Raw genomic sequence first — 16,141 nt, forward strand, 5'->3', positions numbered from 1 at the left:
AACGATCCTTTTATATAATGTCTATTTTGACAGTTTTAATGCGCTGTTAATTAATGATTCTTGTTGCTGAGCATGTAATGCAGGGTAGCCACATGCTGGTGCAGCTGAAGCTTCTCGTCCGGCATAACTCAATTGAGCTCCTGCGGGAATAACACTCCAGAAGTGGTGCTGACTACAATACCAAGCACCTTGGTTTTGCGGCTCTTCTTGGCACCAAACATAATCTTTAACGTGGGCATATTGAGCTAAAATATTTGCGGCTTCGTCAAGTGGGAACGGGTATAACTGCTCCACTCGGATCAGCGCAACATTGTCTAAGCCTTCTTTGCGACGTCGCTCTAGTAGCTCAAAGTAAACTTTACCGCTACAAAATACGACGCGATCGACTTTACTTGCATCTTGCTCGTCAATTTCACCGATTAAGTTCTGGAAAGTACCTTCCGCAATTTCTTCCAAACTGGAAACAGCTAAAGGATGACGTAACAGCGACTTAGGTGACATAACTACCAAAGGACGACGCATAGGTCGCACCACTTGTCGACGAAGCATATGGTAAACCTGAGCAGGTGTTGACGGCACACACACTTGCATATTGTGGTTTGCACACAGCTGTAAAAAACGCTCTAGACGCGCACTGGAGTGCTCAGGACCCTGCCCTTCATAACCGTGTGGCAGTAACATAGTTAGGCCACATAAACGGCCCCACTTTTGCTCACCCGATGATAAGAATTGGTCGATGACCACTTGCGCACAGTTAGCAAAATCACCAAATTGCGCTTCCCACAACGTTAGGCCACTCGGCTCAGCAGTTGCGTAGCCATACTCAAAAGCCAGAACCGATGCTTCTGATAATACAGAATCAGTTATGTCGATTGGGCCTTGATCATCAGCAATATTACGCAGCGGCATATAGGCGGTAGCGTCGTTTTGATTATGCAAAACAGCATGACGATGGAAGAAAGTGCCTCGTCCAGAATCTTGCCCTGTAATACGAATGCGTTTCTTGTCTTCAAGAATGGACGCATAAGCTAACGTTTCAGCAAACCCCCAATCAAGTAGCTTCTCACCAGCGGCCATTGCTAGGCGATCTTTGTAGATTTTAGCCACTCGAGAATGTAATTTATGGCTGTCTGGCACATAGCTGATTTTACCCACTAAGTTTTTGATCTTTGCCATTGGTGTTTTGGCATCATATGGGTCATTCCACTCTGAACCAATATAAGGCGTCCAATCAACAGAGTTTAGCGTCATTGGACGCCACTCTTTAACCACGCAATCACCGTGATCTAATGCATCGCGATAATCATTAACCATCGATGTGACATCGTCACTACCCATTGTTTTTTCAGCAATAAGCCTGTCAGCATAGATTTTTCTAGGGGTTGGATGCTTCTTGATTTTGGCGTACATAATAGGCTGAGTCGCACTTGGCTCGTCGGCTTCGTTATGGCCATGACGGCGATAACATACCAAATCGATTACCACATCACGTTTAAATTCATTGCGATAATCAACTGCCAATTGCGATACAAATGCTACCGCTTCAGGGTCATCAGCATTAACGTGGAATATTGGCGCCTGCACCATTTTAGCAATATCGGTACAGTATTCTGTTGAGCGCACATCTTCAGTCATATTAGTTGTAAAGCCAACTTGGTTGTTGACCACAATACGAATTGAACCGCCCACCTTGAAGCCGCGGGTCTGCGACATGTTAAAGGTTTCTTGCACAATACCTTGCCCAGTAATCGCTGAATCACCATGAATGGTAATTGGCATCACTTGTAAACCAGTGTCGCAGCCACGTCGATCAAGGCGTGCTCGTACCGAACCAATCACAACAGGATTAACTATTTCTAAGTGAGATGGGTTAAATGCCAGTGCCAAGTGAATGTTGCCACCAGGGGTTTCAAAGTCAGATGAAAAACCTTGGTGATATTTTACATCACCAGAACCATTGAGTTCATCGCCATGCTTTCCTGCAAATTCGTCGAATAACTCCGATGGCTTTTTACCCAAAATATTAACAAGAACGTTTAATCGACCTCGGTGAGCCATACCTATGATGACTTCTTTAGTGCCTGCATCGCCCGCGCGATAAATAATTTCGCGCATCATAGGTACTAACGCATCTCCACCTTCAAGAGAGAAACGTTTAGCACCAGGAAACTTAGCACCGAGGTATTTTTCCATACCTTCTGCAGCATTAAGGCCTTCAAGAATTCGAGTTTTATCGGTTTTGCTATAACTGGCAGCGCCCAAAGATGGCTCAAAACGTTGCTGGATCCAACGTTTCTCATCGGTATCGGTAATATGCATGTATTCAGCGCCAATTGAACCGCAATAGGTTGCTTTAAGCGCTTTAACCAAATCAGCTAGCTTCATGGTTTCACCACCATGAGCAAATGAACCGGTATTAAACTCCCGTTCCATATCATCGCCATCAAGACCATGAAAAGCTGGGTCTAATTCAGATACAGTATCTCGTTTCCAAATATTTAGAGGGTCCAAATCGGCGTTTTGATGACCACGAAAACGGTGTGCGTTAATTAACTGCAGGACTTTTACTTGCTTTGCATCAACCTCATGATCGGTCACTTTAGGTGAACCTTTCTGTCGGCCATCTAATGCAAGACTGCGAAAATAGTCGCGTACTTTAGAGTGGGAAGCTTCGGGTACATCTACTGTTGTACCGCTAGCAGGAGGAAGATTATCAAATACTACTCGCCAATCCTCGGTAACAGACTGCGGGTCTTCTTGATAGGCTTCATACATCTGTTCTACGTAAGTCGAATTCGCGCCATTAAGGTGAGACGATTCGATCCAGGCTTTCATGATGCCTTGGTGCATTTCTATTCCTTTCAAACTGTATACACTTATTTAGCCAAAGTCTTAAACACAGAGAGCCTTATTAAGTTATGGCTTCTGCAATCTCTGTAGCCCCTAGAGTTCCAGATTTACTTTTACGAATATTGCTTGGCACAAAAAGAGTCACAGTCTTTAATGAAAGTGACTCGACTTGCGCTATTAGAATAACAACTTTTGAATTAGCATTTAAACAGCTCTTTTCAAAAGCATAGACTTTATATGCCCAATTGCTTTGGTCGGGTTAAGCCCTTTAGGACAAACATCAACACAATTCATTATGCCATGACAACGGAACACACTGTAAGCATCATCGAGCTCAGATAAACGCTCTTCAGTTGCAGTATCACGGCTATCGATTAAGAACCGATAAGCATGCAGCAAGCCACTTGGACCAATAAATTTATCCGGGTTCCACCAGAACGAAGGACAAGCTGTAGAACAACATGCACACATAATGCACTCATAGAGTCCATCTAAGTGTTCACGCTCTTCTGGTGATTGTAGATGCTCACGCGCAGGCGTTTTTTCATCATTAATCAAGTACGGCTTAATCTTTTCGTACTGGGTATAAAATTGTGTTAAATCAACGATTAAATCGCGAACAACAGGCATACCAGGCAATGGACGGATCTCAATTTTTTTTCCTTTGAAGGTCGAAACGGGCGTGATACACGCTAATCCATTTTTCCCATTCATATTGACACCGTCACTACCACACACACCTTCACGACATGAGCGTCTAAACGACAGAGTTGAATCTGTCTCTTTAAGCTTCATCAATGCATCAAGGACCATCATATCGGTACCTTCATCCACTTCTAAGCTGTAATCCATCATGTAAGGCTTAGTGTCTACATCAGGATTGTAACGATAAACTGCAAATTCCAATTTCATCTTAACTTTTCCTTAGTAGGTACGTTTAATAGGCGGGAATGCGTCACGGAGTTTCGGTTCCATATTAACTTCACGTTTAGTCATAAGTTCGGTAACCGGGTCATAAATACTGTGACATAACCAGTTTTCATCATCACGGTCTAAGAAATCTTCACGTGAATGCGCCCCGCGGCTTTCGGTACGGAAGTTAGCAGCTGTTGCGGTGGCAATTGCTGTTGCCATTAAATTATCAAGCTCCAAACATTCAATACGCTGAGTATTAAACTCTGACGAGTTATCAGAAAGCTTGGCATTTTCAAGACGGGTGCGAATAGCCTTAAGTTCTTTCAGGCCTTCAGCCATTGCACCGCCGCTTCTAAATACTGAGAAGTTGAGCTGCATGCAAAGTTGTAGATCTTTACGGATAACTGCAGGATCTTCGCCATCTTTATTGGTTTCCCAACGATTCAAGCGAACAAGAGAAGCATCAATTTCAGCATCTGTTGGGGCTTTAGGTTCTGGCGTAGCGTCTAGAGCTTTACCAAGGTGTTGACCCGCAGCACGTCCAAAGACAACTAAATCAAGCAGTGAATTACCACCAAGTCGGTTAGCACCATGAACAGAAACACAAGCAATTTCACCAACGGCAAATAAACCTACGATATCATCTTCGCTGCCATCTGGATTTTGACGTAAAACTTGGCCGCTCACTTTTGCTGGTAAACCACCCATCATGTAATGACATGTTGGTAATACAGGGATCGGGCCATCAGCAGGGTCAATGTGCGCAAACGTACGCGACAGCTCACAAACACCAGGAAGACGTGCTTCTAAGGTCTCTTTACCCAAGTGATCAAGTTTCAGTAAACAATGCGGTCCTAAAGGTCCGTCAAGGCCACGCCCTTCACGGATTTCAGTCATCATTGAACGGGCAACTACGTCACGCGATGCAAGATCTTTTGCATTCGGTGCATAACGTTCCATAAAGCGTTCACCGTCTTTATTTAGCAAGTATCCGCCTTCACCACGACAACCTTCTGTTACAAGCACACCTGCGCCTGCGATACCGGTTGGGTGAAACTGCCACATTTCCATGTCTTGCATTTGTACGCCAGCACGGATAGCCATACCAACACCGTCACCAGTGTTAATATGCGCGTTTGTAGTAGAGGCATAAATGCGGCCTGCTCCGCCCGTCGCTAGAATTGTTGCTTTAGCTTTAAAGTAAACAATTTCGCCGGTTTCAATTTCAATAGCAGTACAACCAACAATAACGCCATCTTCATTTTTGACTAAATCAAGTGCATACCACTCTGAGAAGACTTCAGTTTTATGCTTAACGTTTTGTTGATAAAGACAATGAAGTAATGCATGACCCGTTCGGTCAGCCGCAGCAGCAGTTCGAGCTGCTTGCTCACCACCGAAGTTTTTAGATTGGCCACCAAAAGGACGTTGATAAATGGTGCCGTTTTCAAACCGCGAGAATGGTAAACCCATTTGCTCGAGTTCTATAATTGCTTCTGGACCAGTTTTACACATGAATTCAATCGCTTCTTGGTCACCGATAAAATCGGAACCTTTAACGGTATCATACATATGTTGTTCCCAATGATCTTCATGGGCATTACCCAGCGCAACAGTAATTCCACCTTGGGCAGAGACTGTGTGTGAACGGGTCGGGAAAACTTTAGATAACAGCGCACAGCTCTTACCTTCTTTAGATATTTGCAACGCGGCTCGCATACCTGCGCCACCTGCGCCGATTACAACTGCGTCAAACTCGCGAACTGGAATAGCCACTTATACACCCCACACAATCAAAATGCCTGCTGCCAAATAACTAAAGGCTGCAATGACAAAAACAAACTGAAGCACACCACGTAATGACACAGACTTAACGTAATCGGTAAGTACTTGCCATACACCAATCCATGCATGGACTAGAATCGCAACAAGTGCGAGTAAAGTGAAGACTTTCATCGGCAAACTGTTAAATAGACCATGCCATACTTCAAAAGTCAGTGGAGAGCTAAGTGCAATAAAACCAACAATAAGTATACTGTAACAGGCTAATATTATTGCACTTGCACGAAGAAGAATAAAATCATGGACACCACTGCGCCCAAGACTCGCTGCGTTAGTTACCATACCCAAATCCCCACAATGATTGAAAACACTATCGACAATGCAATAGCGACTTTAGCTGAGGTTAATCCTGAAGATAATTCTTCCCAAAAGCCGGCATCCATCACTAAGTGACGTAAACCCACTAACAAATGGTACCCGAGGGCGGTTAGAATTCCCCAAACGACAAACTTGACGATAAAGTTATCAAAAAGAGATAAGACACCTTCGAAACTCTCAGCGGATGCTAATGACTCATTGAGCAACCAAATAAGAATGCCGACGGCAAACAGCATAATAACACCAGATATACGATGTAGGATTGAGGCGATCGCAGTTGCAGGGAAGCGTATTGTCTGCAGATCTAGATGGACAGGTCTTTGCTTTTTCACGTTCTGCTCACTCTGCTCTATATTGAGCTAATTTTTGTTATACAAACAACTTTTGCTTCGTTCAGAACTGAGAGCAAGATCACAATTCGACCTCTACAAAAGAAAACCCTAATACAAATCATTAACATGACTTAGGTGGTACCACTTAAAAAACGCAAACAAATAATAACTAGTTATCATTGCCTGCAACTCTTTCGAGTTGCGATTAGTATACGTGTGTGAAATGTCAAATACAAACATCACATTATGCAAAATTTGTTTTTTGGTAAAAAAATCTACCAAGAACCAGCTACAGCAAGCGATTGCGGGGATTCAAGACCATGAGCCAATAAAATTAGTCACTTATTTGAATTGAAATGTGATCTGGATTCACTGTAAAGTGTTGGTGTTTGATAAGCCGCACTCAATAAGAATGAAGTAAGGAGAATGGGGTATGGCTGAGAATATAGCCAAATTAGCACTACCAGGGAATGAGTCAATCGATTTGCCGATCAAAACAGGAACGGCTGGATTCGATGTTATAGACATAAGTAAATTAGGTAGCACAGGTCACTTTACCTTTGATCCAGGATTTCTTGCTACAGCTTCCTGCGAATCTGCCATTACTTATATCGATGGCGCTCAGGGGATTTTACTGCATCGCGGATACCCTATCGGCGAATTAGCAGTTGATTCTGATTATTTGGATTTATGTTACTTATTGCTTTACGGAGAACTTCCTACAAAAGCAGAATACGAAAAATTCGTACATACAGTTAAAAACCACACCATGGTTAATGAGCAACTTGCAGCCTTCTTTAGGGGCTTCAGACGTGACGCTCACCCGATGGCAATGCTGTGTGGTGTAACCGGTGCCCTTTCAGCATTCTATCAAGACTCTTTAGATGTGAATGACGAACGCCACCGTGAAATAGCCGCTTTCCGCTTGGTTTCTAAAATGCCAACAATTGCAGCTATGTGTTACAAGTACTCTATTGGTCAACCATTTGTTTACCCTCGTAATGATTTAAGCTACGCAGGTAACTTCTTAAGCATGATGTTTGCAGTGCCGTGCGAAAAGTATGAAGTGAATCCAATTGTTGAACGCGCGATGGATCGTATATTCATCCTACACGCGGATCACGAACAAAATGCTTCAACTTCGACGGTACGCTTGGCAGGTTCATCAGGGGCTAACCCATTTGCTTGTATTGCTGCTGGTATCGCCTCTCTTTGGGGCCCCGCTCATGGTGGTGCAAACGAAGCTTGTTTGAACATGCTCGAAGAAATTGGCAGTGTTGATCGCATTCCTGAATTCATTGCACGAGCAAAGGATAAAGATGATCCTTTCCGCTTAATGGGCTTTGGCCATCGAGTTTATAAAAACTTCGACCCTCGCGCTAAAGTGATGCGTGAATCGTGCCATGAAGTACTAGCAGAGCTTAACGTCAATGATCCATTGCTAGATGTCGCCATGGAACTTGAACGTATTGCCTTAGAAGACGAATATTTTGTGTCTAAAAAGCTGTATCCAAATGTTGATTTTTATTCTGGGATCATCATGAAAGCTATCGGTATTCCTACAAGTATGTTCACCGTACTATTTGCCCTCGCGCGAACTGTTGGTTGGATTGCTCATTGGAAAGAGATGCTTGATCAGCCTGGTCATAAAATTAGTCGCCCTCGCCAGCTATATACAGGCGATGCTGAGCGCAGTTTTGTGGCTAAAGACAGACGCGATTAGTTATGCATTACTGACCACCTTTAAAGGCACTCATTGAGTGCCTTTTTTTTACAACCTAAATAATGCTCCACACGTTAATTACACCGCAGGGTTTAGGCTTAATACTCATGAGCAATAAACACTTAATTCTTTTGGTCGCTCAGTAAAGCTATCAAGCGAAGTCGTAGATGTAAATTTGCTCGCAATAACTCACTTTTATTCACTCGCTCTGCAAAGTTATATCAAAGTTTGCCGTGAAGTGCATTTCATAAAAACAATTAAATACAACAAGTTGATTTAACGCTGTCAGAGAACTAGCTACGCACCGCTACAGGCTTATGGTACATATTCTGATTCTGCTCTGAAGTTTCAACTATAAAACTACGCTGATATAAATTAACCATTCTAATAATTGTTAAAAAATGCAACAATTAATCAAACTTGCTACATTTGGAGTAAACAGACCATTACCTAACAAGCTGCTTAATATAAATAATTGTATTTAAAGGGAATTAAATATTGGCACGTTTAGTGCTATTTCACTGTTAATTGGATTATCAACATAGGTTTATTAACATGGTCTTGCACAACAAAAGAACTGTTTTTTCGCCAATACTCATTACTACAATAATGGCTGTTTTACTGAGTGCTTGTGGTGTAGAAGAAGAGGTCAAAGAAGAAGATAAATATGCAGTCCCAGTCGAGACAACAATGGTGGTACAAGGCGACGTATCCTCTTTTTACAGTACCACTGCAACACTCGAAGCACCACAAGAGGCACATGTCGTTACCCGCGTAGCTGGACTGATTCAATCAATCAAAGTTGAGGAAGGTGATAGAGTCACCAAGGGACAATTATTGGCCGTTATTGATTCGAAAAGACAGAAGTTCGAATTAGATCGTTCACAAGCAGAAGTTGAAATTATTGAGCAAGAACTCAACCGTCTAAAAAAGATCAACAATCAAGAGTTTTTCAGTGCTGACTCCATGGCCAAGCTCGAATATAACCTGCAAGCCGCAATGGCCAAACGAGACTTAGCCGCGTTATACGTTCAAGAAAGCATGATCCGCTCGCCTATTGAAGGTGTAGTTGCAACTCGGTTTATAAAGTCAGGTAATATGGCCAAAGAATTTGATGAACTTTTCTATATCGTTAACCAAGATGAGTTGTACGGAATCGTTCACCTACCAGAGCAACAATTACAGCACCTTCGCTTAGGTCAAGATGCGCAAATTTCCGCCAGCAAACACTCCCAAGAGATCACTCACGCTAAAGTGTTACGGATAAGCCCCATTGTCGACGCACAAAGCGGCACTTTTAAAGTAACACTATCGGTACCGAATCAAAAAGCCACCTTAAAAGCTGGAATGTTTACTCGGGTACAACTTAGGTACGATACCCACAAAAACGTAATAACGGTGCCTTATAATGCCCTTATTAATCAAGATAATGAATTTGCGCTTTATATTATTGACGGCAGCAACGCTAGTCGTCGTACCGTAGAGGTAGGATACCGAGAAGGTGATACCGTAGAAGTACTCGCTGGCATTGTCACCGGAGATCAAATTGTTGTTCGTGGACATCAAAATCTAAAAGATCAGTCACTCGTTGAAGTGATCCGTTCTTTAGATGTTGCATCAAAATAGCCGAGGGAATAGCGATGTCGATTATCAAAACCTCGGTTAACCGCCCGGTTACCGTGTGGATGTTTATGTTAGCCATTATATTATTTGGCATGGTAGGTTTTTCACGCCTAGCAGTAAAACTATTACCCGACCTAAGCTATCCAACGATGACTATTCGTACCCAGTATGTCGGGGCGGCGCCGGTTGAAGTTGAGCAATTGGTGTCAAAACCCATTGAAGAAGCGGCGGGGATCGTAAAGGGGTTACGCAAAATTAACTCTATTTCTCGTTCTGGAACCTCAGATGTTGTACTTGAGTTTGAATGGGGTACCGATATGGATATGGCTAGCCTAGATGTCCGTGAAAAACTCGATACCATTGAGTTACCACTGGATATACAAAAGCCACTATTACTTAGATTTAACCCCAACTTAGACCCAATTGTACGCTTAGCATTGTCTGTCCCGAACACTAGCACTGGGCTCAGAAGTACTGCGAGTAACAATGATCTAAAACAGATGCGTACCTATGCCGATGAAGAGTTGAAACGCCAGCTTGAATCATTATCTGGCGTTGCAGCAGTCAGACTTTCAGGCGGATTACAGCAAGAAGTGCACATTCAGCTTAATCAGCAAAAACTTACCCAGCTAAACCTCAGTGCTGAGTTAATCCGTACACGCATAGCGGCCGAGAACATTAACCTGTCTGCAGGTAAAGTGATCCAAGGCGACAAAGAGTATTTAGTCCGCACCCTTAATCAATTCAATTCATTAGAAGAGCTTGGGCAAATCGTCATCTATCGTGATGCACAAACCTTGGTCAGACTGTTTGAGGTCGCGAAAATTATCGATGCCCATAAAGAGCGCAACGACATAACCCGCATTGGTGATCAAGAATCCATTGAACTGGCCATTTATAAAGAGGGAGATGCCAACACAGTAGCAGTCGCACGTAAAATAGCCGCGGCACTTGATAACCTCAATAAAAACAGTCATAAGGGCGAGCTCAAAGTTATTTATGATCAATCAGAATTTATTGAAAGTGCTGTTAGTGAAGTGACATCAGCCGCACTAATCGGTAGTTTACTGTCGATGTTAGTTATCTACTTATTTTTACGCGACATTATTCCAACCCTGATTATCTCTATTTCAATCCCGTTTTCGATAATAGCAACATTTAACATGATGTATTTTGCCGATATTAGCCTTAATATCATGTCTTTAGGGGGGATAGCCTTAGCGGTGGGGCTACTGGTCGACAACGCCATTGTTGTGCTAGAAAATATCGACCGTTGCAAGTCAATGGGCATGAATAAAATTAACGCTGCAGTGACTGGCACTAAAGAGGTTGCGGGCGCGATTTTCGCTTCAACGCTCACGACCTTAGCTGTATTTATACCCTTGGTATTTGTTGACGGCGTGGCCGGAGCATTATTTTCTGATCAAGCCCTGACCGTCACATTTGCCCTATTAGCCTCTTTATTTGTTGCGCTAACAACCATCCCAATGCTTGCCTCAAGAGAAGGATTTAAAGCTTTACCACCACAATTATCAAAGACAGAAAAAGCCAAACCAGATACAAAAATAGCTAAGCTTAAACACTATAGTGCCGCCGTCATTTCATTCCCTTTTGTACTTTTATTTAACTATCTACCCAGTGCCCTACTCACGCTCTTATTAGTGCTAGGTCACACGTTGGCTTGGGGGGCTGGTTTAATTATGCAACCTATAAGTGGAGTGTTTAACTGGTTCTACACTCTATTAGAAAAAGGTTATCACCAGCTATTGGCTATGGCGCTAAATTTTAAGGTATTAACTTTAACCATTGCGGTGACCATCACAGCGGCCGCAGCGCTGCTAGCTCCGAGGCTTGGTATGGAACTGATCCCGCCGATGAATCAAGGTGAGTTTTATGTTGAAGTATTGCTCCCGCCTGGCACTGAAGTTTCTGAAACTGACAATGTTCTGCGTAAATTAGCACTATCAATTAAAGACCGTAAGGACGTAAAACACGCCTACAGCCAAGCTGGCAGTGGTGGACTGATGACCTCAGACACCTCTCGTGGCGGTGAAAACTGGGGACGCTTACAAGTCGTCCTTGCCAATCACGACGCTTATGATGCAGTCACAGCACAATTACGTACAACCGCAATGCGGCTCCCAGAGCTTGAGGCCAAAATTCAACATCCAGAGTTGTTTAGCTTTAAGACCCCATTAGAAATAGAGCTCGTAGGTTACAATCTGGCTCAACTAAAAAGTACAGCTGATGCTCTGGTCGATGCATTGTCTGGCTCAGAGCGTTTTGCCGACGTCAATACTAGCCTACGCGATGGACAGCCAGAAATAAGCATTCGATTTGACCACCAGCGTCTTGCATCTTTAGGAATGGATGCCCCTACAGTTGCCAACCGAATTGCACAGCGCATTGGCGGCACCGTGGCGAGTCAATATACGGTGCGTGACCGTAAGGTTGATATTCTAGTACGCAGTGAACTTGAAGAGCGTAATCAAGTTAGTGACATCGACGCCATGATTATTAACCCCAACAGCCCTCACCCAATTTCACTTAGCGCTGTTGCTGATGTCACGTTAAAACTGGGTCCCTCTGCGATTAACAGAGTTAGTCAGCAGCGTGTTGCCATTGTGTCGGCAAACCTAGCCCACGGCGATCTCAATGATGCCGTCATTACCGCGCGTGAAATTTTAGCCCAGCAAACACTTCCAGCGTCAATTCAAGCACGTTTTGGTGGCCAAAATGAAGAAATGGAACATTCATTTAGATCTCTACAAATTGCGTTAGTGTTAGCGGTGTTTTTGGTGTATTTGGTCATGGCCAGTCAGTTTGAGTCGTTGCTGCACCCTTTATTGATCCTCATTGCAGTGCCAATGGCTGTCGGCGGCAGTATTTTTGGGCTCTACATTACCCAAACACATTTGAGTGTAGTGGTGTTTATAGGTTTAATTATGCTCGCCGGTATTGTGGTAAATAACGCCATTGTATTGGTCGACCGTATTAACCAATTACGCCAGTCTGGACAAAATAAACTTACCGCAATAACCAATGCAGCTCACTCTCGGCTACGCCCAATCATAATGACAACCATGACCACAGCTCTCGGTTTATCACCAATGGCTTTAGGGCTAGGCGATGGCAGTGAAGTTCGGGCTCCAATGGCCATTACCGTTATTTTTGGTCTATCGCTGTCAACATTACTGACCTTAGTTGTTATTCCCGTTCTCTATGCGCTGTTTGACCGCAAAGATTTTGAAAAAAACCATCAACATGGTACGAAGCAGCTAACCCGCTCTACAGCACAGGGCTTCGATACAGCTTCTACTGATGGAGACAAAACATGAACATTACTCGCTTGGCCATCGCAAGGCCGGTAACCACGGCGATGTTTTTTGTCGCCATTTTACTGTTCGGCCTAGCATCTAGTCGATTGCTACCACTGGAAATGTTTCCCGGTATAGACATTCCACAAGTCATTGTTGATGTCCCCTATAAAGGCTCGACGCCATCAGAAGTCGAGCGTGACATCACCCAAGTGTTAGAAGAAACACTTGCTACCATGAGCGGTATTGAAGAGCTGCGTTCGCGTTCATCGCAAAATGGTGCCGAAATTGAACTAAGAATGAAATGGGGAGAAAACGTCGCCACCAAAAGCTTAGAGGCAAGAGAAAAAATTGACTCGGTTCGGCACCTGTTGCCAAAAGATGTAGAACGGGTTTTCATCAGACAATTTAGCACAGCCGATATGCCGGTACTGACCATTCGGATATCGAGCGAACGTGAACTCTCCGGTGCATTTGACTTACTTGATAAACAACTAAAAAGACCGCTTGAGCGTGTGTCTGGCGTATCGCAAGTGACTTTGTACGGTGTAGAACAAAAACAGATTGAAATTCGCATTAATGCCGACAAGCTCGCTGCCAGTAATATCTCAATTAACAACTTGACTCGTCGGCTGCAGCAAGAAAACTTTGTGATCAGTGCTGGTACATTAAAAACAGGCTCTCAGGTTTATCAAGTATCACCAAAAGGAGAGTTTAGAAACCTTGATGACATAAAGGCATTAATACTGAGCCCCGGTGTCACACTGGCCGACATCGCAACGGTGAGTTTTTCTTTGCCCGAACGTTTAGATGGCCGTCATTTAGATCAAAACTACGCTGTTGGCCTGGACGTTTTTAAAGAGTCTGGTGCTAACTTAGTTGATGTATCAAAGCGAGTATTGCAAGTAATTGAAAACGCTAAACAAGACCCACAATTTAACGGCATAAAACTTTATGTGATGGAAGATCAGGCTTACAGTGTTACATCATCACTCAAAGATTTATTAACCGCGGGCCTAATAGGTGCCATGCTGTCATTTGTAGTGTTGTACCTATTTCTACGTAATTTAAAAATGACACTAGTTATCGTGTTATCTGTGCCTATTTCAATTTGTATGACCCTCGCAGCCATGTACCTTTTAGGCTACAGCTTAAATATTTTGTCGATGATGGGCTTACTACTTGCCGTCGGTATGTTGATTGATAATGCGGTGGTGGTCACTGAAAGTGTTCTACAACAAAAACAAGCACAGCTTAACAAACAACCCTCATTAAATGATGAAAACCGCTCGGTATTCAAAGGGGTCGATAAAGTATCTCTGGCAGTGCTGGCTGGCACACTAACTACCGCCATTGTATTTTTGCCCAACATATTTGGCGTAAAAGTAGAGCTCACCATCTTTTTAGAACATGTGGCGATCTCTATCTGTATCTCACTAGCCGCCTCTTTATTAGTCGCAAAAACACTATTACCGTTAATGCTGAGTAAATTTCAATTTGATATCCCTGTTAAAACACAGCCAAATCAATTACAGCAACGTTATCAAAATAGTTTAAATTGGATTTTAGCAAGACCTAGATTATCAGGCGCTATTGCATTATTGCTACTGGTTTCTACTGCGTTACCACTATCGATGGTGCAGCAAGATGAATCCGATGGTGAAGGCAACAATCGCCTTTATATTAATTATCAGGTCGAAGGCCGACATAGTCTTGCGGTTACTGAGGCCATGATTAACACTATGGAAAGCTATTTATACGCTAACAAGCAGCAATTTCATTTAGACTCCGTTTATAGCTACTTTTCAGCAGATAGTGGTCAATCAACTTTGTTACTTAACGAAGATGAAGATTTCGATATAAAAACTCTTAAAAAGCAAATAAGAGACGGTTTTCCTAAGTTTGCGATTGCTAAGCCACAATTTGGCTGGGGCAACGAAAGCAGTGGCATCCGAGTGTCACTGTCTGGTCGATCAACCACTGAACTTATCAAGCTCAGTGAGCAAGTTATTCCATTATTGAGCATGATAGAAGGCCTAGAAGATGTGCGTTCTGAGCTAAACGGTACTCAACATGAAGTTGTGATCCGCATTGACCGAGATATGGCTGCTAGGCTTGACTTGCCGCTTAACGAAGTAGCGTCAAGTATTTCAATGGCACTACGAGGAACTCAATTAAGATCGTTTCGGCATGCTCCTAACGGCGAACTACGTATCGAAATGGCCTATGAGCAACAATGGCGCTTATCACTCGACAAGCTAAAACAACTACCCATAATTAGAATAGATAGCCGAGTCTATACGCTTGATAGCCTTGCAAAAATTGAAATACAGCCTCGCTTTGATGTTATCCGTCATTATGATCGCCAAACTGCGCTATCTATTGGTGCAAATTTAAATGAGCTCACAACAGAAGAAGCAAGAGAACAAATTACCCAAGTGATGGACACCATCAACTTCCCACCAGGTTATAGTTACTCTTTAAGGGGGAGTTTTCAAAAACAAGATGAAGATGAGGCAATCATGGCTACCAACATGTTGCTGGCAATCGCGATGATTTACATTGTTATGGCGGCATTATTCGAATCATTACTATTACCCACCGCAATTATCACCTCAATTCTGTTTTCGATTACCGGTGTGTTTTGGGCGCTATTATTCACAGGAACCTCTATGTCGGTTATGGCAATGATCGGCATATTAATTTTAATGGGGGTAGTTGTGAATAACGGAATTGTATTGGTTGATCAAATAAACCAACTTAGACCAGAACTTGATAAACTGCCAGAAACGATAAGCAAGGTATGCCATACCCGATTACGGCCAGTGCTCATGACGGTCGCCACCACAGTATTGGGTTTAGTGCCATTAGCAATGGGGGATAACCAAATTGGTGGCGGTGGTCCGTCGTATTCGCCTATGGCTATCGCCATCATTGGCGGACTCACCTTCTCTACAGTCACCAGCCTGTACTTAGTACCACTATGTTATCAAGCGCTGTATCGCATGCGCTATCAATCGGCGATAAAGCTTGGACAGGCTGACCGTTTTTCGCGCAAAGTGTTGCCCTGGATGACTTAACAATTTTCAAGCTTTTTTCGCACTCAAAGGCTGCAATCGCAGCCTTTTTCGAAACTAATTACCTCTACATTTGCACAGTAAGCAAGTAAGTCACCGTCTGCTAATATTAAACAACCAAAAAACACTCAACCATTCGTTAAC

At 43.2% G+C, this 16,141-nt stretch carries 9 protein-coding genes; 4 read left to right on the top strand and 5 right to left on the bottom strand.

The genetic code is table 11. The annotated features are described in order from the left end of the window. Positions 1-21: 21 nt before the first annotated feature. The 5 genes from sucA to sdhC form a co-directional block, all read right to left on the bottom strand. On the bottom strand, positions 22-2,850 hold the full coding sequence (gene sucA, locus RGE70_RS11040; protein WP_310471505.1) for a 2-oxoglutarate dehydrogenase E1 component: 2,829 nt from the start codon (positions 2,848-2,850) through the stop codon (positions 22-24). A 204-nt stretch (positions 2,851-3,054) separates the two neighbouring features. Further along, positions 3,055-3,762 (bottom strand): succinate dehydrogenase iron-sulfur subunit, encoded by a 708-nt coding sequence (locus tag RGE70_RS11045; RefSeq protein ID WP_310471507.1) that lies wholly within the window; start codon positions 3,760-3,762, stop codon positions 3,055-3,057. A gap of 12 nt (positions 3,763-3,774) precedes the next feature. Then, entirely contained in the window at positions 3,775-5,541 is a 1,767-nt protein-coding gene (gene sdhA / locus RGE70_RS11050; RefSeq protein ID WP_310471509.1) for a succinate dehydrogenase flavoprotein subunit, read from the bottom strand. Then, complete coding sequence (gene sdhD, locus RGE70_RS11055) at positions 5,542-5,889, bottom strand: succinate dehydrogenase, hydrophobic membrane anchor protein (protein WP_310471510.1); 348 nt, start codon at positions 5,887-5,889, stop codon at positions 5,542-5,544. Continuing rightward, complete coding sequence (gene sdhC, locus RGE70_RS11060; protein WP_310472967.1) at positions 5,883-6,278, bottom strand: succinate dehydrogenase, cytochrome b556 subunit; 396 nt, start codon at positions 6,276-6,278, stop codon at positions 5,883-5,885. The genes sdhD and sdhC overlap by 7 nt, the downstream gene beginning before the upstream one ends. 412 nt (positions 6,279-6,690) lie before the next feature. On the opposite strand from sdhC, the gene RGE70_RS11065 reads away from it, so the two are divergent. The 4 genes from RGE70_RS11065 (at position 6,691) to RGE70_RS11080 (ending at position 16,000) form a co-directional block, all read left to right on the top strand. Further along, the gene (locus RGE70_RS11065) at positions 6,691-7,980 is read left to right on the top strand and encodes a citrate synthase (protein ID WP_310471511.1); all 1,290 of its coding nucleotides are present in this window, start codon (positions 6,691-6,693) and stop codon (positions 7,978-7,980) included. Positions 7,981-8,589: 609 nt separating this feature from the next. Then, positions 8,590-9,606, top strand: a complete 1,017-nt coding sequence (locus RGE70_RS11070) for an efflux RND transporter periplasmic adaptor subunit (protein ID WP_310471512.1) — start codon at positions 8,590-8,592, stop codon at positions 9,604-9,606. Between the two features lie 14 nt (positions 9,607-9,620). Beyond that, complete coding sequence (locus RGE70_RS11075; RefSeq protein WP_310471513.1) at positions 9,621-12,941, top strand: efflux RND transporter permease subunit; 3,321 nt, start codon at positions 9,621-9,623, stop codon at positions 12,939-12,941. Further along, positions 12,938-16,000 carry an efflux RND transporter permease subunit gene (locus RGE70_RS11080; RefSeq protein WP_310471514.1) on the top strand — a complete coding sequence of 1,021 codons (3,063 nt, stop codon included), beginning with the start codon at positions 12,938-12,940 and terminating at the stop codon, positions 15,998-16,000. Before RGE70_RS11075 ends, RGE70_RS11080 begins: the two co-directional genes overlap by 4 nt. Positions 16,001-16,141: the final 141 nt, after the last annotated feature.

It is taken from the genome of Shewanella youngdeokensis, from assembly GCF_033180165.1.
GTDB lineage: Bacteria > Pseudomonadota > Gammaproteobacteria > Enterobacterales > Shewanellaceae > Shewanella > Shewanella youngdeokensis.